Source organism: Paenibacillus glycanilyticus (assembly GCF_023715145.1).
Taxonomy (GTDB): domain Bacteria; phylum Bacillota; class Bacilli; order Paenibacillales; family Paenibacillaceae; genus Pristimantibacillus; species Pristimantibacillus glycanilyticus_A.
In genome coordinates this window covers 237,699-258,529 of sequence record NZ_JAMBNP010000002.1, presented here as the reverse complement: position 1 = coordinate 258,529, position 20,831 = coordinate 237,699, and the positions used below count along the sequence as shown (strand labels likewise).

Annotated in this window: 24 protein-coding genes and 1 other annotated feature; of the genes, 8 read left to right on the top strand and 16 right to left on the bottom strand. The window is 48.8% G+C overall.

Features of this window, described 5'->3' with window-relative positions; translation table 11 throughout:
- Positions 1-41 precede the first annotated feature (41 nt).
- A complete protein-coding gene (locus tag M3194_RS06435; RefSeq protein ID WP_251652594.1) occupies positions 42-926 on the top strand; it encodes a helix-turn-helix transcriptional regulator in 885 nt (294 codons plus the stop codon).
- Between the two features lie 250 nt (positions 927-1,176).
- Here M3194_RS06435 and M3194_RS06430 read toward each other — a convergent pair whose 3' ends face one another.
- On the bottom strand, positions 1,177-1,461 hold the full coding sequence (locus M3194_RS06430; RefSeq protein WP_251653192.1) for a hypothetical protein: 285 nt from the start codon (positions 1,459-1,461) through the stop codon (positions 1,177-1,179).
- 41 nt (positions 1,462-1,502) lie between these two features.
- Positions 1,503-1,943, bottom strand: coding sequence for a HEAT repeat domain-containing protein (locus M3194_RS06425; protein WP_251652592.1), 441 nt, complete (start codon positions 1,941-1,943; stop codon positions 1,503-1,505).
- A gap of 255 nt (positions 1,944-2,198) precedes the next feature.
- On the opposite strand from M3194_RS06425, the gene M3194_RS06420 reads away from it, so the two are divergent.
- Both M3194_RS06420 and M3194_RS06415 read left to right on the top strand, forming a co-directional pair.
- A complete protein-coding gene (locus M3194_RS06420; protein WP_285889156.1) occupies positions 2,199-2,843 on the top strand; it encodes a pyridoxamine 5'-phosphate oxidase family protein in 645 nt (214 codons plus the stop codon).
- A gap of 21 nt (positions 2,844-2,864) precedes the next feature.
- The gene (locus M3194_RS06415) at positions 2,865-3,458 is read left to right on the top strand and encodes a YdeI/OmpD-associated family protein (protein WP_251652590.1); all 594 of its coding nucleotides are present in this window, start codon (positions 2,865-2,867) and stop codon (positions 3,456-3,458) included.
- Positions 3,459-3,529: 71 nt separating this feature from the next.
- Here the strand turns inward: M3194_RS06415 and M3194_RS06410 are convergent, their stop codons facing one another.
- Positions 3,530-4,639 carry a DUF4179 domain-containing protein gene (locus M3194_RS06410; protein ID WP_251652588.1) on the bottom strand — a complete coding sequence of 370 codons (1,110 nt, stop codon included), beginning with the start codon at positions 4,637-4,639 and terminating at the stop codon, positions 3,530-3,532.
- On the bottom strand, positions 4,636-5,193 hold the full coding sequence (locus M3194_RS06405; protein WP_251652586.1) for a sigma-70 family RNA polymerase sigma factor: 558 nt from the start codon (positions 5,191-5,193) through the stop codon (positions 4,636-4,638). The genes M3194_RS06410 and M3194_RS06405 overlap by 4 nt, the downstream gene beginning before the upstream one ends.
- Before the next feature lie 147 nt (positions 5,194-5,340).
- Between M3194_RS06405 and M3194_RS06400 the strand changes: the two genes are divergently transcribed.
- Positions 5,341-6,198 carry a hypothetical protein gene (locus tag M3194_RS06400; RefSeq protein WP_251652585.1) on the top strand — a complete coding sequence of 286 codons (858 nt, stop codon included), beginning with the start codon at positions 5,341-5,343 and terminating at the stop codon, positions 6,196-6,198.
- A 42-nt stretch (positions 6,199-6,240) separates the two neighbouring features.
- Here M3194_RS06400 and M3194_RS06395 read toward each other — a convergent pair whose 3' ends face one another.
- From M3194_RS06395 to M3194_RS06385, 3 genes are all read right to left on the bottom strand, one after another.
- Positions 6,241-7,236, bottom strand: coding sequence for a tryptophan--tRNA ligase (locus M3194_RS06395; protein WP_251652583.1), 996 nt, complete (start codon positions 7,234-7,236; stop codon positions 6,241-6,243).
- A gap of 55 nt (positions 7,237-7,291) precedes the next feature.
- Positions 7,292-7,550: a binding site (T-box leader), on the bottom strand.
- Between the two features lie 229 nt (positions 7,551-7,779).
- On the bottom strand, positions 7,780-8,622 hold the full coding sequence (locus tag M3194_RS06390) for a nucleotidyltransferase family protein (RefSeq protein ID WP_251652581.1): 843 nt from the start codon (positions 8,620-8,622) through the stop codon (positions 7,780-7,782).
- Positions 8,623-8,762: 140 nt separating this feature from the next.
- Positions 8,763-9,659, bottom strand: a complete 897-nt coding sequence (locus M3194_RS06385; RefSeq protein ID WP_251652579.1) for an alpha/beta fold hydrolase — start codon at positions 9,657-9,659, stop codon at positions 8,763-8,765.
- A 123-nt stretch (positions 9,660-9,782) separates the two neighbouring features.
- Here M3194_RS06385 and M3194_RS06380 point away from each other — a divergent pair, with 123 nt between their 5' ends.
- Positions 9,783-10,478 carry a helix-turn-helix domain-containing protein gene (locus M3194_RS06380; protein WP_251652578.1) on the top strand — a complete coding sequence of 232 codons (696 nt, stop codon included), beginning with the start codon at positions 9,783-9,785 and terminating at the stop codon, positions 10,476-10,478.
- A 40-nt stretch (positions 10,479-10,518) separates the two neighbouring features.
- On the opposite strand, the gene M3194_RS06375 is transcribed toward M3194_RS06380, so the two are convergent.
- Genes M3194_RS06375 through M3194_RS06365 form a run of 3 tightly spaced genes read right to left on the bottom strand, consistent with a single transcriptional unit; the run spans position 10,519 to position 12,478 of the window.
- The gene (locus M3194_RS06375; protein ID WP_251652576.1) at positions 10,519-11,418 is read right to left on the bottom strand and encodes a DMT family transporter; all 900 of its coding nucleotides are present in this window, start codon (positions 11,416-11,418) and stop codon (positions 10,519-10,521) included.
- Between the two features lie 17 nt (positions 11,419-11,435).
- Positions 11,436-12,107 (bottom strand): LrgB family protein, encoded by a 672-nt coding sequence (locus M3194_RS06370; protein ID WP_397334295.1) that lies wholly within the window; start codon positions 12,105-12,107, stop codon positions 11,436-11,438.
- A complete protein-coding gene (locus tag M3194_RS06365) occupies positions 12,107-12,478 on the bottom strand; it encodes a CidA/LrgA family protein (protein WP_251652573.1) in 372 nt (123 codons plus the stop codon). The genes M3194_RS06370 and M3194_RS06365 overlap by 1 nt, the downstream gene beginning before the upstream one ends.
- A 109-nt stretch (positions 12,479-12,587) precedes the next feature.
- Here M3194_RS06365 and cidR point away from each other — a divergent pair, with 109 nt between their 5' ends.
- Entirely contained in the window at positions 12,588-13,484 is an 897-nt protein-coding gene (cidR, locus tag M3194_RS06360) for a cidABC operon transcriptional activator CidR (RefSeq protein ID WP_251652571.1), read from the top strand.
- Positions 13,485-13,530: 46 nt separating this feature from the next.
- On the opposite strand, the gene M3194_RS06355 is transcribed toward cidR, so the two are convergent.
- A complete protein-coding gene (locus M3194_RS06355) occupies positions 13,531-13,833 on the bottom strand; it encodes a hypothetical protein (protein WP_251652569.1) in 303 nt (100 codons plus the stop codon).
- A 141-nt stretch (positions 13,834-13,974) separates the two neighbouring features.
- On the opposite strand from M3194_RS06355, the gene M3194_RS06350 reads away from it, so the two are divergent.
- A complete protein-coding gene (locus M3194_RS06350; RefSeq protein WP_251652567.1) occupies positions 13,975-14,874 on the top strand; it encodes an SDR family oxidoreductase in 900 nt (299 codons plus the stop codon).
- A 57-nt stretch (positions 14,875-14,931) separates the two neighbouring features.
- Here the strand turns inward: M3194_RS06350 and M3194_RS06345 are convergent, their stop codons facing one another.
- The 4 genes from M3194_RS06345 to M3194_RS06330 all read right to left on the bottom strand — a co-directional run bounded on the left by M3194_RS06345 (position 14,932) and on the right by M3194_RS06330 (position 18,596).
- Entirely contained in the window at positions 14,932-15,498 is a 567-nt protein-coding gene (locus tag M3194_RS06345; RefSeq protein WP_251652565.1) for a DUF1697 domain-containing protein, read from the bottom strand.
- On the bottom strand, positions 15,495-17,312 hold the full coding sequence (locus tag M3194_RS06340) for an ABC transporter ATP-binding protein (protein ID WP_251652563.1): 1,818 nt from the start codon (positions 17,310-17,312) through the stop codon (positions 15,495-15,497). Before M3194_RS06340 ends, M3194_RS06345 begins: the two co-directional genes overlap by 4 nt.
- Before the next feature lie 17 nt (positions 17,313-17,329).
- Positions 17,330-17,755, bottom strand: a complete 426-nt coding sequence (locus M3194_RS06335) for a MarR family winged helix-turn-helix transcriptional regulator (protein WP_251652561.1) — start codon at positions 17,753-17,755, stop codon at positions 17,330-17,332.
- 97 nt (positions 17,756-17,852) lie between these two features.
- The gene (locus M3194_RS06330; RefSeq protein WP_251652559.1) at positions 17,853-18,596 is read right to left on the bottom strand and encodes a phytanoyl-CoA dioxygenase family protein; all 744 of its coding nucleotides are present in this window, start codon (positions 18,594-18,596) and stop codon (positions 17,853-17,855) included.
- A 152-nt stretch (positions 18,597-18,748) separates the two neighbouring features.
- On the opposite strand from M3194_RS06330, the gene M3194_RS06325 reads away from it, so the two are divergent.
- Entirely contained in the window at positions 18,749-19,534 is a 786-nt protein-coding gene (locus M3194_RS06325; protein ID WP_251652557.1) for an AraC family transcriptional regulator, read from the top strand.
- Here the strand turns inward: M3194_RS06325 and M3194_RS06320 are convergent.
- On the bottom strand, positions 19,508-20,629 hold the full coding sequence (locus tag M3194_RS06320) for a tetratricopeptide repeat-containing glycosyltransferase family 2 protein (RefSeq protein ID WP_251652555.1): 1,122 nt from the start codon (positions 20,627-20,629) through the stop codon (positions 19,508-19,510). The genes M3194_RS06325 and M3194_RS06320 overlap by 27 nt on opposite strands.
- Positions 20,630-20,831 lie beyond the last annotated feature (202 nt).

Below are 20,831 nucleotides of genomic sequence, written 5' to 3'. Positions count from 1 at the left end.
ACGATTTTGACATTTTCTATAGAATCGTTAGGAGTATGGTTATGGATAAATCTTTGCTGAAAGAGGCACGCAAGCATGGCAATCCCATCTACCCGGTCAGCATGTACGATATCTCCTGTCCGGCAGATGCGCCGCTTCTTGATCTGCATTGGCATGACGAGCTGGAGCTGCTGCTCGTGACCGAAGGATCGGCTGTGTTTCGAGTAGATTTGCAGGATTATCAGCTGCAGGCAGGTGAAGCCATCTTCGTTAATTCCGGGGAGCTTCATTCGGGTTATGTCGTTGGCGATCAGCCCTGCTCCTTCTCCGCTGTCGTATTTCACTCCAGCTTGTTCAGCAGCGGATCGATCGATTATTTGTTTGACCGTTATATTTCTCCGGTATTGGAGAGAAGATATGAAGTACCCGTCCATCTGAGACGGGAGTCCGGTGCCGGGCTGGAACTGCTTACGATGCTGGGCCGGCTGTTTGAAGCGCATCATACCGGACTGCCCGGTTCGGAGCTAACGGTCAAAGGCTTGCTGTACGGCATATTCGCCACGCTGATCCGTTTAGGGAAGCCGTCAGTAAAGGTGAAGCCGGAGCAAGAAGGCTACCGGATCGAACGATTGAAGACCGTGATCGAATATATTGAGCGGAATTATGCGGAGCCCATCCCGCTGAATAAGCTTGCCGAGCTTGCGCGAATGAGCGAATCGTATTTCTGCCGCTTTTTCAAACGAATTACAACCAAAAGCCCCATTGAATATATGAACAGCTACCGGGTTCAACAGGCTGCGAGCCGCCTCCGGCAATCGGATGCCAAGATTATGGAGGTCGCACTTGATGTGGGATTCAATAGCTTAAGCTATTTCAACACCGTATTTCGCCAGCGGTTCGGATGCACGCCGCGAGAGTACAGGAGCCGGCTGCAGGAGAATGCGTAGCGTGAACTCCCCTTCCTCCGCGCAATAACGCAGCTGCTTGTCATGCTATTTCAAGTCTTCCTCTCTGATAAGGAAGCTGATTTCCTTCGTTTCTCCCGGCTGCAGCATCACCTTACCATAGTAGAAGAGTGCCGCGTTATGAACTATCCCTAATGTTCGGTTGTAAGAGGGAGAATCTTCGGAACAGTACAACGCAAAAAAAGATCAAAAAGCAAAGTGCTTTTTGATCTTTTTTTCGTGATGCAATCATTTAGTTGGCATACTCCGAATTTGCTGTATCCAGCATCGTTTTCCAGCTGTTAAACTTTGTTTCTCTTGCGATATGGCGATCAAACAATTCCTCGTGGAAATTATTGATCTCGGCCTGGGTCGTCGCTTGAAAGTTGCCTTTCTCCAGAAACGCCGCGAAACTATCGAAATTCGAATGCTTTTTCATGAACGATTCATTAAACAATTTGTCTAAAGAAATATTATTCGGGTCTTCCTGAACGTTTTTTTGTCCTTGCAGATCCTTCAGCAGATCTTCCATTGACATCGGTTTTTGTCTTCCCAAGTTAAAACTCCTCTCGTATTCGCTTATTTTTTGGATAAAGATGCCCAAGTCGATTCGAGCCAGCTATCGAAATCAGAACCCTTTTCACCATCGTAGGCGTCATACACATCAAGTCTCATTTTTCTTAGCTTCTCTTTAAACTCATCGTAGGAGTGACCCTCCGGCAAGCTTTTCTTAATGCGAACCAGAATCTTCGTGGTTCCTTTAACCGGATCGCCTTTTCTCCGTGCCGGCAGCTGAACATCCTCGCCAAATGCTTTTAGCTTGCGATAAGCAGCCTCTTGCACTTGATACACAACATCATTATTCAATCTATGTGTTAGTACATCGATGATTTTCGGATTGTTCCATTGTCCCAACTCTTCGACTGCATCCAGACGTTCTCTCCAGTTAGACCGGTTTGCTGCTGTTTTTAATTCATCATAATTTGAAGGCAATTCGCTGTTAAATCCACGTTGACTCAAATGATCCCATCCGTTCTCTTGTTATTTCACTTTTTATAATTACCGGATATTACAACATTATCCTTAACTTGCGTCTTGATAATCCATTGTCATTCATCCCGCATTTCTTTATAGTAACACACAAGTCATCATAAGACTTGCTTATTCGCCATTATTTCTCCATTATCGCCATCCAAGCAGGCAGGATAAACTTGGACTGTATCATCGCAATCTCCATATGGTAAAATTATCAAATATCTATTGCATATAGAAAGGATGAAGCTTTTGATAGGAATAGATAAAACCCAACTCATCAGCACGGAAGCGGAACTTCGTTCGCTTCTTGGATTTCCCGGTGAGCGCGTAATAAAAAAGGTAATCTCCGAGCTTGATCATAATTGCCGTGAATTTATTGCCAAATCCCCTTTTCTTACGGTTTCAACGTCTAATGCCGAAGGTAAATGCGACGCTTCTCCAAGAGGAGACGCTCCCGGTTTTGTACATGTTCTGGACGATAAGCATCTGGTCATTCCGGAGCGGCCGGGCAACAAAAGAATAGATACCTTGCGCAACATACTCGAGAATCCTCATGTCGGTCTCCAGTTTATCGTGCCTGGTCTAGGTGAAACCCTGCGGATTAACGGCCGTGCGTCGATCACCAAAGACGAAGTGCTGTTGCAATCGATGGCTGTGCAAGGCCGCACTCCTCTTGTCGGAATAATTGTCGAAGCCGAGGAATGCTATATGCATTGCGCAAAAGCTTTCTTCCGTTCCCAGCTTTGGAAGCCTGAAACCTGGCTTGATAACGATCAGCTTCCTTCGCCAGCGAAGATCCTTGCCGAGCATCTGAACACAGACGGCGTAACGGAGGAAACCGTTGCGATAAGTCTGGCGGACAGCTACAAAAACCGGTTGTACTAACGATAGGAAAGGTGTTCATGAATGACAAACCGTACTTTAAACCGTAAAGTCGATGGTTTCCTAAACAAGGCTAAGAAATGGAAAGAAGAATATATCAAGTTAAGAGAAATCGTCCTTGCTTGTGACCTGACCGAGGATTTCAAGTGGATGCATCCTTGCTACACGTTCGAGGACAAGAACATCCTTATCATCCATGGCTTTAAAGATTACTGCGCGATCCTGTTCCAAAAAGGCGCATTGTTAAAGGATCCAAACGGCATTCTTATCCAGCAGACAGAGAATGTGCAGGCAGCGCGTCAAATCCGTTTCACGAATGTGGAACAAATTATCGAAATGGAAGACATCCTGAAGGCGTATATTCGCGAGGCTGTAGAGGTTGAACGATCCGGTCAGGAGATTGTCTATAAAAAGAACGACGAGTATATCGTTGTGGAAGAGCTTCAAGCGAAATTCGATGACAATCCTGCCTTTAAAATCGCGTTCGAAGCTTTGACGCCAGGCCGGCAAAGAGCTTACCTGCTTCATTTCTCCGCTGCCAAACAGTCCAAAACGCGCGAGGCGCGAATCGAAAAATACTATCAGGCTATTCTCGACGGCAAAGGATTAAACGATTAGTCCGCGTAATTCCGCCAAGCTGCAAAAACCACTTCTTAATTTGAAGTGGTTTTCTGCATATCCGTCCCTTCTCATTTTCTCAAATCAATAACGATGTCCTCCAGCACATATTCCTGCCTGCTTTTTGCTTTTACCCGCTCTTTAGAGGCTTCCTCTACGGAACCGTCTCTTGTCATCTCCATGGATCCATGATTTTCGGATGTGTAATCGTATAACGAAAGCAGCGGCGTAATAATAAGCTGAGAGGCATTAGGATCCAATGCCTCGAATGTTTTACTCCAGTTCATGTTATAGCCTTCTTTATCCCCTGCCCCTCCATTGCCTTGGCCGGTATACCTATGACCTAAATTGTCTTTTACTTTAATCCCCACGTCTACAGCTTCCCACTGTTCTCTCAACTTCTGGTCAACCGCCTGATTAAAATAAAGAATAAAAGACATCGGTGTGACCGACAGTTTATCTACTTGAACGGTTACTCCATTATGTTCGGTACTACGATTGATCTGTTGAGTCATACTTTCAGTTGCCATTAACTTTAGTGCAAAATGCCAATCTCCTGTTATGGCTGCCTTGCCATCCTGGTTCACGATACTGTCAATGCTCCACTTCACATTGGCTGTCTTACTGTCCACTTCACCGCCAAAACCCGTTCCCGTCACTAGACCAACGTATTTGTTATGACCAACTCTCGTTAGTTGATTGCTGCCTGCAAGACCATTTGCGCCTTTTATATCTAATAACCCATGCAGGGTAGGATTAACTCCCAAATCTTGATCACTCTCCAACGCATACGTTAAGAACACCGTTTCACCGTCAAACAATGCGTCATTTATCGTGATGGTAATGCCGCTTTCCTTTTCCGCCAAATTCATTTCGCTGGAATATGTTTTGTAATGATCAAAAAGCCCTGATCTTTCAGAACCCAACAATCTGAAAATATTATCTATCCCCGGAATGCTATTGGCATAAGCAGGGAACGTCATTCCCAGCATGATAACCGACAAACCCGCAGCAAGAACAGCCGCTGCTGTATTTCTTGTCCAACGTTTTTTCCGAGGTGTGATGGCATTCCTTAATGCCCTTTTAACTTTTGCCCTTTCAATTTCGCTAACTTCCATTTCTTCAAACTCGTTCTCATTTATATCCATTTCGTTAAGTAATTCATAGACATCCTTCATCATATATGACCTCCAGGATTAACTTTGTTGTAGAGCCGTTTTTTCCCTCTATAAATACGATTGTCTACCGAGGCGCGGGTCAAGCCAAGCTCCCTGCCTATCTCCTCCGTATTTAATCCCAGAAAAAATTTCATAACAAAGATATTCCGATCAATAGGCTCTAATAAATTTATGAAATGGACGAGCTCCCGTTTGTTTTCCCTAATCATGAGCTCATCCTCTGCTGATATCCCATATTGAAGCTCCGCAGCAGTGTGGGAGATTACCTCTACTTTCTTACTGGCCTTTCTGTAATAATCGATAGATTTGAACTTGGCTACCGCGCAAATCCATTTCCTGAAGTCAACCGGTCCGCCCGTAAACTTGCTTGCATTGTTCCAGACAGATATAAAGATATCATTGATGCATTCTTCAATCATCCCGTCGTTCTCGAGCGGAGCAAGTACTTTATGGGTAACGCCTTTAATAAGAGGCAGGTATGTATCAATGACGAACTCTAATGCATCTTCTTTTTTTCGCTGTAACCGTTGAATAAAATTGTTCTCGTTAACTCGCAATGACGATCCTCCTTCATCTATCAAACACACTTACACCTAATATAACGAAATAAAAGGAGGCTTCTCTCAACTAAATACATTTTCATTCCTGTTCATAGTTTTATTTATGGTAAAATGTAACAATCAACCATTCCCGGGAGGTAGCTTATGAACTTTGAGAAAGCTGCAACTTTTATCTGGAACAATGGCCGATTGCTGGAGAGGAGAATATTCGAATTATTCTTCCTTGACGGTTCTGCGGATCGGGTATTGGATGCCCTGAAATCTTATCAGAATGAAGACGGCGGATTTGGTCACGCCCTGGAGCCTGATGTCCGGGCACCGGAAAGCCAGCCTCTCTTTATCGAATTTGGTCTGAGAACGCTTTATGAAGCAGATATAAAGGATAAGGAACTAGCTGCCGCTATTTGCAGCTATGTGGCGCAGCATGCCGATTTGCAACAGGGGATTCCAACCATAATGACCTCTTCCAGTCATTATCCCCGTGCAGCCCATTGGAATTTCCCCGCTTCGGAACAGCCTTCCTTTAGCCGGCTTACCGGGCTGGTTGGTCTGTTGAATTGGCAGGGCCTTAACCATGCATGGCTGGATCAGGCTGTCGGTGTCTGCTTGAACGATATTTCTTCATCCGGCTACGAGGATTCCCATACGATCCTAACCGCATTTTGCCTGCTGGAAAGTCTTCCTCAGACCGATGAAGTAAACAAGCTTTATACCAAACTATCGGAGGAGCTTTATCAAGCGAAGTTCTTTTGCCTAGAAGCTCCTTCTCAATCCTACGGGCTGACTCCGCTGGATTTTGCCCCGGTCTCCGATTCGTATTGCAGGAGGATATTCTCGGACGAAGTCATTGAAGCACACTTGAACGTGCTGGAATCCCAGCAAGAGGAAGACGGCGGATGGCAAATCCAATGGGAGCCGCCAAGCGAGCTTGCAAGATTAGAATGGCGGGCTTATAAAACACTCAAAAGCCTTATCACTTTGAAGTCCTACAATAGAATATAAAAACTTGAAGAGCGCCAATGCTGCATTGGCGCTCTTCTGCCTTTACCTATACCTTCCTATCCTGCGCTTCACCTGCTCCAGCAAAGGCTGCGCCATCGCTCTTGCTTTTTTCGCGCCTTCCTTCAGAATCTCGTCCAGTTCATCCCGCGATGCCATATAATGATGGTATTTGTTCCGCGGTTCCTCCAGAAAAGCATTCATCGCTTGATACAGCTCCTGCTTCGCTTCTCCCCAGCTGATGCCGCCGTAATATCTTTCTCTCAATGCCTCTATCTGTTCTGCCGTCGCAAATTCTTTATAAAGCAGAAAAATATTCGAAGAATCCGGATCTTTAGGCTCGTGCGGCGGAGTAGAGTCTGTCTTGATTCTGCTAATCAGCTTCTTCAAGCTCTCGGCCGACTCGAAGAGCGGAATCGTATTGTTGTAGCTTTTGCTCATTTTTCGGCCGTCTAGACCGGGAATAACCGCCGTCTGATCATCCACGATATAGTCAGGCAGCTTAAAGGTCTCGCCGTAGTTTCGATTAAAAGCCTCCGCCAGATCCCTAGCGATCTCGACATGCTGAATCTGATCCTTGCCGACCGGGACTTGATCCGTCTGGAACAGCAAAATATCTGCCGCCATCAGGATTGGATACGTAAACAAGCCCATATTAACACCCGTATCGGTATCGAGCCCCAGCTGCTCGTTTTTATCGACGACCGCCTTATAAGCATGCGCGCGATTCATCAGGCCTTTAGGTGCCAGACAGGACAAAATCCAGCTCAGCTCGAAAATCTCCGGTACATCCGATTGCCTATAAAACACAACCCGCTCCGGATCAAGTCCTAAAGCCAGCCATGTCGCCGCAATCCCGTAGGACAGCTCGTTAAACTCTTCGCGGTCCTGAATAAACGTTAATCCGTGGTAATCCGCGATAAAATACAAGGCTGTACATTCCCGGTTTTGCGCGATTTGCAAGGCTGGCTTGATCGCGGCCATGTAATTCCCGACGTGGACTCTGCCCGTTGGCTTGATGCCCGTTAATACAATGCTCATACTTGATCCCTCCTAAGGCGTTTGGAATGAAATAAAAAAGGGGCTCTCATCCTTGGAAAAGGACGAGAAACCCCGTGGTACCACCTTCATTAGCCCGATCTTACCCCGATCGGACTCACTATTACGTATCGACGCATGCTGGATGCTGGAATACGCGTCTCTTGTAACGACGAGACTTTCGCCAAAGCCTACTCCATCAGGTTTCGGTTTGGATGCTCAGAAGCCCACTTCGGCATAATCCCTACACTGATTCGCACCATCCATCAGCTCTCTGGAGTATTCGTTATGCGTACTCTCTTCATCATTGCATGTTGGTATAAAATTGTATTACTACATTTTTACAACAGGAAGACCTCCATTGTCAATTACTTACTTTTTTAATTCCTGATTGCACGCTGCAGCCGCATAAACCTTCGTTTCCTGCCCGTTGAACAAATATCCATTCGACAGGTATGTCCAGCCATGCTTCTCATAGTAGCCTTACAGCTCTGTACATGGTCTGTCTTTCAAATTATAAATTTCGATCATATCATCCACCCACGGTTATGAATTAGGTTTTATTAGGTCTTCTGTTTCCTGAATAAGTTCGCTCATTCTGTTAAAAGCATTATTTAAACCATCACGATTTTCTGTAATTAAGGTAAAGATTTCATTTACTCTCCTGGAGTAATGGCGTGGCACGATAGGAAAGGAATCGGCTATCGCGGCTGCCCCTTTTTCGTTCATCAAGTAAGTTTCATTAATAGCAAACAAGACCTGATTAAGGCAAGATACTGACCGGAAGCAGCAACCAGCCATATAAGATAAATCATTCTTGTAAATGCCCTTTTTTCCATTATCGAGAGAGAAGCCGGCCTCCCAAAAAAATTTTTCAATTACAGCCTTTTTAAAAGCAGGCGGATAAGGAGAGGTTCTGCTTTTCAGCTTGCCGATAACCTCCGCGGGATCCCATAATACTTGGCATAACGCAACCTCAGCCATATAGATGGCGTTCGCAACTCCATGGGGATGCCCCGTTTGATAGTCGATTGTCACATCTCCCGCGATACATTGTTCAATGACTTGTGACACCTTCTTCTGATCGCGATATAAAAAATCAACGGGAGTTTGATTGACATTCAGCCAGCCCCCGCCATTGATCCATGGTCCCCAGCCGCCTAATTCCGTCACTATATTTCTCCTGTGCTCGTCATCCATGAGAGAAGCAGCCTGAGCAAGCCCGGGAATGTCCAGCCCTGTTTCGGAATCATAATAGATACCAATGTCGATATCGGAGCCGGGAGTTTCAGTTCCTCTGGCTCTTGAACCGCCAAGCACGATTGCGGTTACGCCTTTAACTTGCTTTAAATGGTCAACAATATTGGAAATTGTCCTTTGTACGTTCATAATCCTCACCATTCCCATGATCAATTAAGTTCAATTATAATGAATTTCGTTATTGACTTGTAAGGAGAGTATTGATCTAACCATTCTTACCGTACTTGAGTCAAAGCTGAGAATCATCAAACAAAAAAGGCGGTACAGACTTAGGCCTGTATCGCCTTTTTGTTCAGCACTTGTTCAAAAGCTTCATTGAAATACTGCATCACATATTTCGCAACGTGACATTCGAAGGACGCATAGTCCGTCGTCACCGCGGACGGATCCGTCATAAACTCATGAATCCGTTCAAACGTATATTGAGGCTGATCAATAAATAACGTATTGGTAGCATCCGGAACGACTATTAAGGACGAATGCATCAGAAGCTGGGAGGATAAGGCATTGGAAGTCAGGGTAATCGAATCCTCCGCACCTACCAAAACCAGCGTTGGATGGGCTAACTGCGCAAAATCCTCGTTAACCGGAGCATCCCCGTATAATTCAAGCGCTTCGAAATACATCGCCGGCGAGACTGCCATATAAGCGGATACAATTTTACGATAGTCAGGGCTGTCTGCCGTCAGCTTGAATACCCCATTCGCCAAGCTTTCCGCAAGAGCCAGCATGGAGCCTTTGGTCGTCAATTGCTTGCGGCTGTAGACGATGGACTCTACCGTCTTTCTTGGCAAAAAGGCGGGAGTTGAAACCAGGATAAGGCTTTTTACCAGCTCGGCATATTGGAAGCTGAACTTCACGGCTAACGTTGCCCCAAAACCATGACCGAGCAAATGGACTGGTCCCAGCTCCAGCTGTGTCAGGAGCTCATGCAGATCTTGGGTAAATAACGCCCAGCTGACTAGAGCGTCGCCCCGGCCGGTAAGGCCATGCCCCCGCAGATCGAAGACGACAACGCGATAATTCTCGCTGACGTAAGGGAGAATGGACTCCCAGACTTCCTGGTTGAGCCCGAGACCATGTATAAATACAACGGTTTCCGTAGCGGATTCTGCATTATACATATGATAGTTGACCGGAATATCCCGTACTTGGATGAATGGCATAGAATCCTCCTATGCAAATGAGCTTCATCTATCATATACCTATTAGATGGATACGTCTGTTGACTTTAAGTCACATTGCAGATAATCTCAAAGTAGAATACTAGATTCCGGGGGCTGACATAATTGGATATACGCATCGAATTCGGACAGAGAATCAAAGAACTGCGGGCCCGCAGCGGAATGTCACAGGAGCATTTGGCTTACCGGGCGGGATTAGACCGGAGCTACATAAGCGGAGTGGAACGCGGAGAACGGAATGTCAGCATTATTAATATCGAGAAAATCGCCGCCGCTCTGCAAATAAGCGTTGCCTACTTGTTCTCGGGTGAAAGGTTCTCGCCCAAGCAGGCCTATCAGCCAAAAGATTTCATTATTCCGTTCAAAGATAGAGTGCAGTACACGCTGGATCCGGACAAGAAGCTGCTGTCCTTTCAGGTGAACGGCCTGGCATCGGGCAAGCAGGATGTCGAATACATGTCTTCCATCGTCCTTGGCATCTGCTCGGCTTACGGCAAGGAAGAGCTCGATGTTCTCGTTGATCATCGCGGCATGGTAACGTCCGATGGAGAACCTGTTGTTTATTCTCCGGAGGTTGCCGAGAGAGCGGTTCAGTTCCAGCAAGAGCTCACCGCTTACAGCAAGAAGGTAATTGTCCTTTGCAATTCCGAGTTTATGGTGGAGCAGCTAAACCATGTCGCCAAATCAAGCGGCATCTACGATAAAGCAACCCATCTGTTCGAACGGGACAGGGATATGGTTGGCAGAGCCTATGAAATGCTCGATATTCATGATCACAAATTCATCCGAACGGACAAATAAAAACCCGCCTCCGATAGGCGGGTTTTCCTTTTAAGAATAGTTACGAACCGGGCATAGCCCGAAGACGCCTCGGCCGGTTCACCAGATAAATGCTGCCAAGCACCAGCACAAGCCCGATGAGAAGCGAATACGTGAACGGCTCATGCAGGAACATCGTTCCGATCAAGATAGCGACAAGCGGGATAAGGAAGGTGAAGGATGCCACCTTGCTCGCTTCCCCCGAATCCATCAGCTTGTAGAAGACAAGCCAGCCAAGAGCGATGACAAAGATCGAGATAAATAACAAGCTCGCGATAAAACCGGCACTCCACTCCACCTCGGACCAGCTCTCCGTCATGGATCCAAGTCCGGTCATAAATACGCCGCCCATTATTAGCTGCAGGGTAACAAGCCAGATGTTATCTACTTTTGCGCTTGTTTTCTTCACGAATATGGTCCCAAGCGCCCAGCTAAGCGCCGATCCAAGCGCCAGCAGAATGCCGGCTGCCGAAATATGGCCGGAAGCGCCGCTCGCTCCGCTGGAAATAACGCCTACACCGGCAAACCCCAGAACCAAGCCCGTTACTTTTAATCCGTTCATGAATTCCCCGAGCCATAACCATGAGAATAAGCCGACCAGCACAGGCTGGAGGAAAACAATTGCCGAGAATAGTCCGGCAGGCAAATATTGAATTCCCATCGTCTGCAGACCATAGTACAGGACAACATTTACGACTGCGGAGACGACATAGATGTACCAGGTCTGCTTGAACCGCAGACGACGGTATCTCGGAAGCGCCGCCCCAAGAAGCAGCAATCCGCCAAGCAGCGTCCTGACTCCCGAGAAAAGAACCGGCGGCATATAGTCCAGCGCATATTTCGATAAAGGCCAGTTAATGCCCCATACCAGCACCAGAAATAATATCAGCAGAAAGGTTTGCTGTTTGGATCGTTTTTTCACGAAAAAATACTCCTCCTCTAATTCCCTATCAGCAGCGGCGTCAGGAATAAGGTAATAATTGCGGTCAGGATCATCGACACGCTCGATACGGTGCCGGAAATGCTGCCCAGCTCAAATGCCTTGGAAGTCCCTGCCCCGTGCGCGCTAGTTCCCAGCAGGACACCGCGAGCGACATCATTGCGGATACGGAACAGACGAATAATCGGAGGCCCGATCAAGGAGCCAAATATCCCCGTCACCATTACGGCAACAGCCGTAATCGTCGGAATGCCGCCAATCGACTGGGAGACATTCATCGCAATTGGGGTCGTAGCGGAATGCGGGATTAGACTGTAAATGATTTTTTCGTTTAATCCCAATCCTTTTGCCAGCCATAAGGAAGACGCGACGGCTGCCGCAGAGCCGGTTAATACGCTGACGATAATCTGCGCCGCATGCTTCTTGATGAGATCAAAATGCCGGGATAACGGAATAGCAAACGCTATGGTGGCCGGTCCAAGCATATCGGACAACCAATGCGCGCCCGCATTATAGTCGGCATAACTGGTTCTTGTCACCGCCAATAGCAGGATCAGAACAGCTGGCGTCAGAATTAACGGAGAGAGCAGCATATGCGGTTTATGCCGGTGTAGCTTTTTGGCAAGCAGATATACGATAACCGTAGTAAGTAAACTTGCCGCGGCGGTCATCATCCGTGCGTTCCCCCTTTCCGCTTCGCTACCTGCTGCGCTACAAGTCCGCTGCACAGCATAACGATAATCGTGCCCAATGCAATAACCAGGGCAATCTGAACGCCGGAGCTTAAGATAAGCTGACGGTATCCGATGATGCCAACAGCAGGCGGGATAAAGAAAAGCAGCATGGTTGCAATCAGCCAATCCGAGCCGGACTCAACGAATCTGCGCGGAATAATCCTTGCCTGAAGCAAGATAAACAGCAGAAGCATGCCCAGAACGCTTCCGGGAACAGGCAGATGAAGCCACTCGGCAAGCCGGTTCATCAGCCAGGACAATCCGATAAAGAACAAAATCTGTAAGATTAATTTCACCAAGTAGCGCATAACGGCCAACTCCCTTTAATGGAAGTGTACAGCAGCCATTCTCATAGGTAAAATACATTTACAGAATGGTTTTCATTCCATTTATCTATGGATAAGGAGAAGCTGACGCTTGGATATCCGACATTTGCAATATTTTGTGGAAGCTGCCCGCTTCCAGAGCTTTACGAAAGCCGCTCAATCCCTCTACATCACTCAGCCGACGATCAGCAAGATGATCAAGAACCTCGAAGAGGAGCTTGGCGTCGTCTTGTTCGAGCGTGTCGGCAAAAAAATCGCGTTGACCGATGCCGGCTCCATTCTGCTGACGCAAGCGCAGCAAATGGTTCAGTCGTTCAGCCAAATGAATTCGCGCTTGTCCGAGTTAATGGAGCTGAAGGCCGGCCATATCCGGATTGGTCTTCCTCCTATGGTTGGCGTAAGCTTCTTCCCGCGTATTATCGGTCAGTTCAGGGAGAAGTATCCAAAGATAACCATGCAATTGTTTGAGCATGGCGCCAAAAAAGTTGAAGCTTACGTCGGCTCCGGGGAACTGGATATCGGGGTCATCCTGCTGCCGACAAACGAGGAAAAGTTTGAATCGTTTTGCTTTGTAAGGCAAAGCCTGATGCTGGTGATTCCTCTCTCCCACAGGCTTGCGGACCGGGATGAAGCATCGCTTATTGAACTGAAGGACGAGCCTTTCCTGCTGTTCCATGAGGACTTTACGCTGCATGACCGGATTATTGCCGAATGCGAGAAGCTTGGATTTCAGCCGGATGTCGTCTACAAAAGCACCCAATGGGATTTCATCAGCGAAATGGTGGCGGCTAATCTCGGCATCGCCCTGCTGCCCGAAGCGATCTGCGGAGAGCTCGATCAGAAGCGTCTGCGCGCCATCCCGCTCACCTCTCCGAGCATCCCTTGGCATCTGGCCATGATCTGGCGCCGGAATGGCTATCTGTCGTTCGCTGCGCGGGAGTGGATTGGCTTCGCTCGCGAGACGCTGCGTCCGCGCCATGACCTATAACAAATGAAAGAAGCCGCCCATTAAGGAACGGCTTCTTTACGTTCATTTATTTATTTCGGCTAATCCTTGGACCCGGCGGCGGACCTCCGGGACCTCCCGGTCCAGGGCCACCAGGACCTCCTGGTCCCCCTGGACCAAAACCTGGACCCCATCCTTGGCCTCCCCAGCCTTGACCTCCCCAGCCTTGGCCTCCCCAGCCCCATGGCGGACGTGGAGGTGGTCCCCAGCCCCACCATGGCGGACGCGGGGGCTGCCCCCAGCCCCAAGGTTGCTGCCAGCCCCATGGCTGTACGGGCTGAATAAATCCGCCCTGACCCGGAGGAATAAATCCCCGATTATTTTTCGTCATTTGAAATTACTCCTTTTCAGAAAAGTAATTTAATGCCTGCGTTAGAGTATGTGGATACCCATGCAATGGTATGGGCGAACATAACACCTCGCAAGGAATAGGTGAATATCCTATATTAACTTTTCTGTTTGGAGGAGCAGCATGATTCCCATATACCCGTACTTTAGCCAGGAAACCAAGTGTAAACAGGTACCCGTTACTTTCCCGCCTCAGCATCAGGACCGGCAGCCCGGTCTCGAGTATCTCATGCAGCCGACCCCGATTTCGGATAATCCGGAATACAAGGGCAGCGGGAAGCTGAAAGGCAAGGTTGCGATCATTACGGGCGGCGACAGCGGAATTGGCCGCGCCGTTGCCATCGGTTTTTCCAAGGAAGGCGCAAACGTGGTTATCGTCTACTTATACGAGCGCGAGGATGCGCTTGCGACGAAGCAAATGGTGGAGCAATACGGTGGACGCTGCCTGCTGATCGAGGGTGATCTTAGGAAGCCGGAGTTTTCGGCTGAAATCGTGCAAAAGACGATCGACAGCTATGGATGCCTGGATATTCTCGTATTAAATCAAGGGGTGCAATTCCCGCAAAAATGCATCCTCGACATTACAAACGAGCAGCTCGAGGATACGTACCGGACAAATATCTTCCCTCACTTCTATTTGACGAAAGCCGCGCTGCCGCATCTTAAGCCCGGAAGCTCCATTATCAGCACCGCTTCGGTTACAGCCTACGCAGGAGCCCCTTTGCTCGTTGACTATTCATCAACCAAAGGCGCCATTGTCTCATTCACCCGTTCTTTATCCCTTCAGCTCGTTAGCTGCGGCATTCGGGTTAACGCCGTTGCTCCCGGCCCCATCTGGACACCGCTCATCGTATCGAGCTACTCGGCCGAATATGTCAAAACCTTTGGTCTGGAGACGCCGATGAAACGTGCCGGTCAGCCGTTCGAGCTGGCCCCGACTTATATTTACCTTGCATCCGATGACTCCTCGTTTGTGACCGGCCAGGTGCTGCATGTGAACGGCGGCGTTATGACGGAGACATAAAACAGACAAAAGCCTCCAAATCCATTGCGATTGGAGGCTTCTTAAGGCATATCCGCTCTAGGCTTCCGCTTCCATGGCATCAGCCAGCGATACAAGCTTGTTAATCGTATTCCAGTTGCGGACCGTAGCATGTACGCCAAGCTTATCGGCTTTGACCGCAAGCTTGGAATTTCGAACCGTTTGATAAAACAGCAGGTACAAATCCCGTCCCTTGCTGCCGAAGATTTCCTCCTCCGTCTCAAACGAGCGAAGCTTCTCAAGCTGGTCGGCCTTCGGCTCTTCGAGCATCATCGAAACATACAAGGATTCTCCCTGCGCGCTCGCCGCCGCTTGGGCAAGCTGTTCGGCCGTAAACGGACAGCTAGCCGCAATGGCGCGCATCTCTTCAGCGGTCCGCAGCATTACTTTGATCTGCAGGCCAAATACGGCTTCAATCTGCCGCTCGACCCGTCCGCGGAGCATCGCTTCATCCTCATCCGACTTGAACAATATATTGCCGCTTTGAATATATGTCTGAATATCCCTTAATCCGATAGAGGCGAGCGCCTCTCTCAAATCCGCCATCTTGATCTTGTTTTTTCCGCCGACGTTAATGCCGCGCAGCAATGCGATCCATACGTTCATAGCTCCTCCTTTTCCGGCTGCCTAAACTGCTTGGCATGCAAGTCTTTGTATATTCCGTCCAGCTTAAGCAGCTCCTCGTGACGCCCTTCTTCCACAATTGTCCCGTCCTGTAAGACAAGAATCTGATCGGCCGCCATAATGGTAGACAACCGGTGCGCAATTACGATACTAGTCTTATTCTGCAACAGAACGCTCATTGCCTTCTGAATATAGTACTCCGATACGGTATCTAGCGAAGAAGTAGCCTCATCCATAATGATAACCGCCGGATTCTTGAGCAGAACTCTCGCGATGGAGATTCTCTGCTTCTCTCCGCCCGACAGCTTCATGCCGCGGTTGCCGACAACCGTATCATAGCCCTCCGGCAGCTCCATTATAAAATCATGGATGTAGGCCGCTTTGCAGGCTTCCTGCATTTCTTCTTCCGTTGCCGTGTCGCTTGCATACATGACATTCTCCCGGATTGTTCCGTTAAACAAATAGCTGTCCTGCGTAACCAAGCCAATCTGGGACCGGAGCGACTCCAGCGTCATCTCCCGGATATCCGTGCCGCCGATTCGAATGCTGCCGGAACTACGCTCATAGAGACGCGGCAGCAAATTCGTAATCGTCGTCTTCCCCGCTCCGCTTGGCCCAACAAGGGCGGTCATCGTTCCTGCGGCAGCCGTAAAGGAAATATGCTGCAAAGCCTGCTTGTCTTTCTGGTAGGCAAAACTCACATCCTCAAACACGATGTCCCGTCCGGTAATATCGACCGGTCGAGATCCCTCCTTGTTCGCTATTACCGGCTCCATGTCGAAGTAATCAAAGATCCGTTCAAACAGCGCAATCGAACGGTTAATATCGACGTACAGGTTGGTCATTTGCCCAAACGGGCCGTATATCCGACCCAGCAAAGCAACAAAGCTGATAATAGCCCCGATCGTGATCTCGCCTTGTATAAATAAGTAACCCCCGTACAAGTAGATGAGCATGGGTCCGATACTCGTGAAGGTGGATAGCAGCATCATAAACCAGCGGCCAGCCATCGATTCCCGGATCTGCAGACGGGTCGATTCGCCGTTAACCGCTTTGAAGCCCTCGTATTCCTTCCGTTCCTTCGTGAACAGCTTCATCAGAAGATAGCCGCTGATACTAAGCGTTTCCTGGATTATGTGATTCTGCTCGGACATCTTCTCCTGGGTCTGCTTGGCGATTTTCCAGCGGACTCGGCCCATTTTTCGCGTAGGAACCAGGAAGAGCGGGATGACGCACAGCCCCAATATGGCCAGCTTCCAGTTCATGACGAACAACGTGCCAAGCGTTGTCACCAGGATAAACAAATTGCTGGCGAAATTCACGACGGTGCTGTTAAACACGCCTTGTATTCCGGAAATATCGCTGGTCATTCTTGTAATGACCTCGCCCTGCTTCACATTTGAGTAGAACTGCATGGGCATCTTCTGCAGATGGCGGTACATTTGATTTTTCATATCATATACAATGTTTTGCGAGATATAGGAATTGAGATAGCTCTGCAGGACGCCAAGAAGGCCGGATGCGATAGTTGCCGCCAGCGAGACCAGCACCAGCTCCAGAAGCAGCCTCATATCTTTATTCGGCAGCGCATCGTCTACGATGTGCTGAATAAAGATAGGCGGCAAAAGCCCCAGTCCCGAGGTGAGCAGCAAAATAAACAGAACAATAACGGTTTGCTTCCAATAGGGGATAAAATAGGCGGAGATCCGGGCCAGCATCGCTTTCGTAATGTTCGGCTTCGTCCCGTCGTCGTATTTCATTTTGTTAAACCCTGGTCCCCCGTACATTTTGGACATTGGGATCCCTTCTCTCTCTACAAATGGCTCAAGATCTGCTGATGAAGCTGATGCAGCTTCTCGACATCATCGGAAGACAGTTGCTCGAGCGCACCGCTCAAGGCCTTATACGAGGCCGCTTCCTGATTATAGAGAAGGCACAGCTCTTCCCCGGCAGTCGTAATAAACAGCTGGATCTCTCTCCGGTCCTGCTCGGAAGGCTCCCGGATAATTAGACCCTTCTCGACAAGCTGATCAATGTGCACGCTGACACGGCTTTTGGCGAACACCAGCTGCTCCGTCAGCTCCTTCTGCTTCCGTCCCGGATTTAGCCGCACCGACTCCAAAATGTTGATCTGGTGAACGGTCACTCCCAGATTAGCCGCACTGTGAAAGGCCAGCTTCTTCAGCTGCCTGGTTATTCGGAAGAAAGACTGGTAAATGTCCATCGAATCTGCTGCCATGATAATGACACCTTCTTTAGTTATGTTTGTAAACCGTTACGGTTGTAAACTAATTATACGCAAAAAGAAGAGAGCTTTCCAGCTCCCTAACGTGTCTCTAATATAATGGATATTTCCGGCGCAGATCTTCCCGGTGAAGCACATGAGAATCCTCGCGAATGTAATGGCAGACATAGGAGCGGCGCCATCTGTCCTTGCTCCGGTTCTTGCCCGAGGAATGGATGAGCAGCTCGCTGAAAAACAAAATATCGCCTTTCTCCATCACGACCGGTATTTGCTTGCTCGTATCCACGCCTTCCGTCTCTTCGGTCCAAGGCTCATGCTCTTCGATGTTTTTGACCGATCCGTGCGGCAGCAGCCCCAGCTTATGGGTACCCGGCATCACCCACAAGCAGCCGTTCTCGATATCGATCAAATCCTCCATTGCCGTCCATGCCGCTATCATCGTCATCGGATCATTTTTAATATAGTAATAATCCTGATGAGCAGCCTGTCCCGGTGAGCCCGGCTCTTTGTAGAAATACATGCTTTGCACGCAAACCGCTTCTTTGCCCATCAGTTGCGCCAGCGCTCCGCGCACAAGCGTATGCTTCATCAGCTGTCTGGATATGCTGTCATGCTTATGCGAATTAAAGAGGCGAAGCGAATACTTCTTCGACTCCTCGCAGGCTGCCCACTCGGGCATAGGCGACTGGTTTCTGATATCGTATATGTGTCCGTTAAAGGCATCGATCAAATCGCTGGACATGCCTTTCTTCCATAACAGGTATCCATTTTTCTTGAAAAATTCGATTTGTTCTACCGACAGGGGAGCTAGAGGAGCGGTATAAGTCGTGTTCACTATTTATTCTCCTTTATTTTCGTAGTGCTCGCGCGATACATTAATCGTACTCCCGCCCCCCGCTTCCGGACAATTGCTGTCAATTACACATTTGTATCTGATATTGATATTTATTATTTATTAGGCGTACAATCAGGCTGAGAGGTGATCCTATGAACGTAACATCAACCGTAGCCGGATCCGTTGTATATCCGCCGGGAGGAAGATTTGGTCCCCGTATCCAGCAGGATATTCAGCTTGTTATGCTCTACACCGGCGAAATGTCCGTGACCGTTGACGGCCGTGAGCTTCATGTCCAGCCTGGACATGTCGTGCTGCTTCTGCCTGGACATGAAGAGCAGTTCGTCTTCTCCAAAACCGAGGATACCTGGCATCGCTGGATTGCCGTACATGTGCAGCAGCTGGAGGAGGAAACGCGCGAATCCTTCCGTCTATTGCCCGAGGTTCTCCCCCTCAACGAGGACATGAACCGGCTGACGGACCTCCTTCTCCGCTTGCAGCGGGATGCCTCGCCATCGGATTCGGTTATGCTGCAGCTGGGACTTGCCGCCCTGCATCTGTACCCGGTGGAATCAAGGCGCACCTTGCATCAGAAAGAGAAGCATCCTGCCATTTATTCGGCGTTATCCTGGATTCGGGAGCATTATGCCCAAGAGGTAACCTTGAAGGAAATAGCCGCTTTCTCTAAGGTTTCTCCTGAGCATCTGGTTCGTCTGTTCAAGCAATACGAGCAAGCTACGCCCTTTCAATACTTGTGGAACTTCCGAATTCAGAAGGCGGTTGAACTGCTAACCAATACCGGACTTACCGTAACCGAAATCGCTCTGCGCTGCGGCTTTAAAACTTCCCATCATTTTGCCAGACAGCTCAAGCAGGCAACGGGACGCACAGCCTCGGAAATTCGGCAATTATCATGGAGCGGTCTGCGTAAGGCTTAGATCCGGTTGTTCCACGGCTTGCTGCGGTAAAAGCAGGCCTTCCAAATAAGTTTTATTATGCTGGACCGAAGGGTGATCAGGTCGGTACGCGCGGGCGATTTCGTTATGCTCATAGGCTTTCGGCCACTCTCCAAGCTTATCATAACAGACGCATAACTGAAGATGCGGCAGCCAGGTTGAGCAGGAAGTATTCTGCATCGACCATGCCTGCTCCGGATTTGGTACCCGCAAGGCGGATTCATACCAGAAAACGGCACTGTCATAGGCACCAGACTGCAGATGATAGTAGCCGATCCGGCAGCAGTTATCTGCCCGGGGACTTCCGTATTGCAAAGAGCGGAGAGCGGATTCCAGCGCCTGCTCCTGCTGGCCGATTGCCGCGAAACAATCCGCCAGCTTGCCGCATGCCGCAATGTTATCCTCCACCCATCCTTTTTTGGAATGAAGGAAGCGATTGTAATACAGAATGGCTTTCTCATAGCGGCTGTGGTCCTTTAACTCATTCGCGTAATAATACAAATCTCTTGGACTTAACTCTTCCCCTCTGGCCAGACGCTGCTCGTAGATGCGCAGGTTCCTGTCGCTGTCATGCCTCGTGCTTGCATGAGTAACCGCGATATCCGAAGCAAGGGCCTTCCCATACACTTCCAAATATTCATGAACCGCTCCAATCCACCGGAACTCGCGGGCACGCTTGACCAGCCGGTTGCGCCGCAGCCTGTTCGTTACGGTTCCGTTCTCATCCTTCGACAAATGGTAAAACATCGATACCGTATCCACGTCCGCCGAAAGCGATGCCTTCAGCTCCAGCAGCTTGACTTGATCTTCCTCCAGGAAAATGTCGTCCGCGTCCAGCCACAGTATGTACTCGCAGGTTGCCTTTCCGAATGCGTAATTGCGTGCAGCGGCGAAATCGTCAATCCATTCAAAGTCATAAACCTTGGACGTATAAGATGAAATGATCTCTTTGGTTCCGTCAACGGATCCCGTGTCGACCACGATGATCTCATCGGCAATGCCTTTGACCGAATCCAGGCAGCGGGCCAGCACATCCTCTTCATTCCTCACGATAAGACAGAGACTGATACTGATCATGGATGATACACTCCTTTATTCGCGTTTTCCCGCGGATATGCGACAGGTCTCGATGGACTTGCCCTTTAATTCCTTCAGCCATAAAGAATATTACTAATTTATGGAACATATTTTTCAATATTCCATTATCAGGGTGTGCAGGCGAGGTGAGGGGAAAGGAGAACTCTTGCCGCTGCCCAGATCACAGGTCATAGTCAATCGA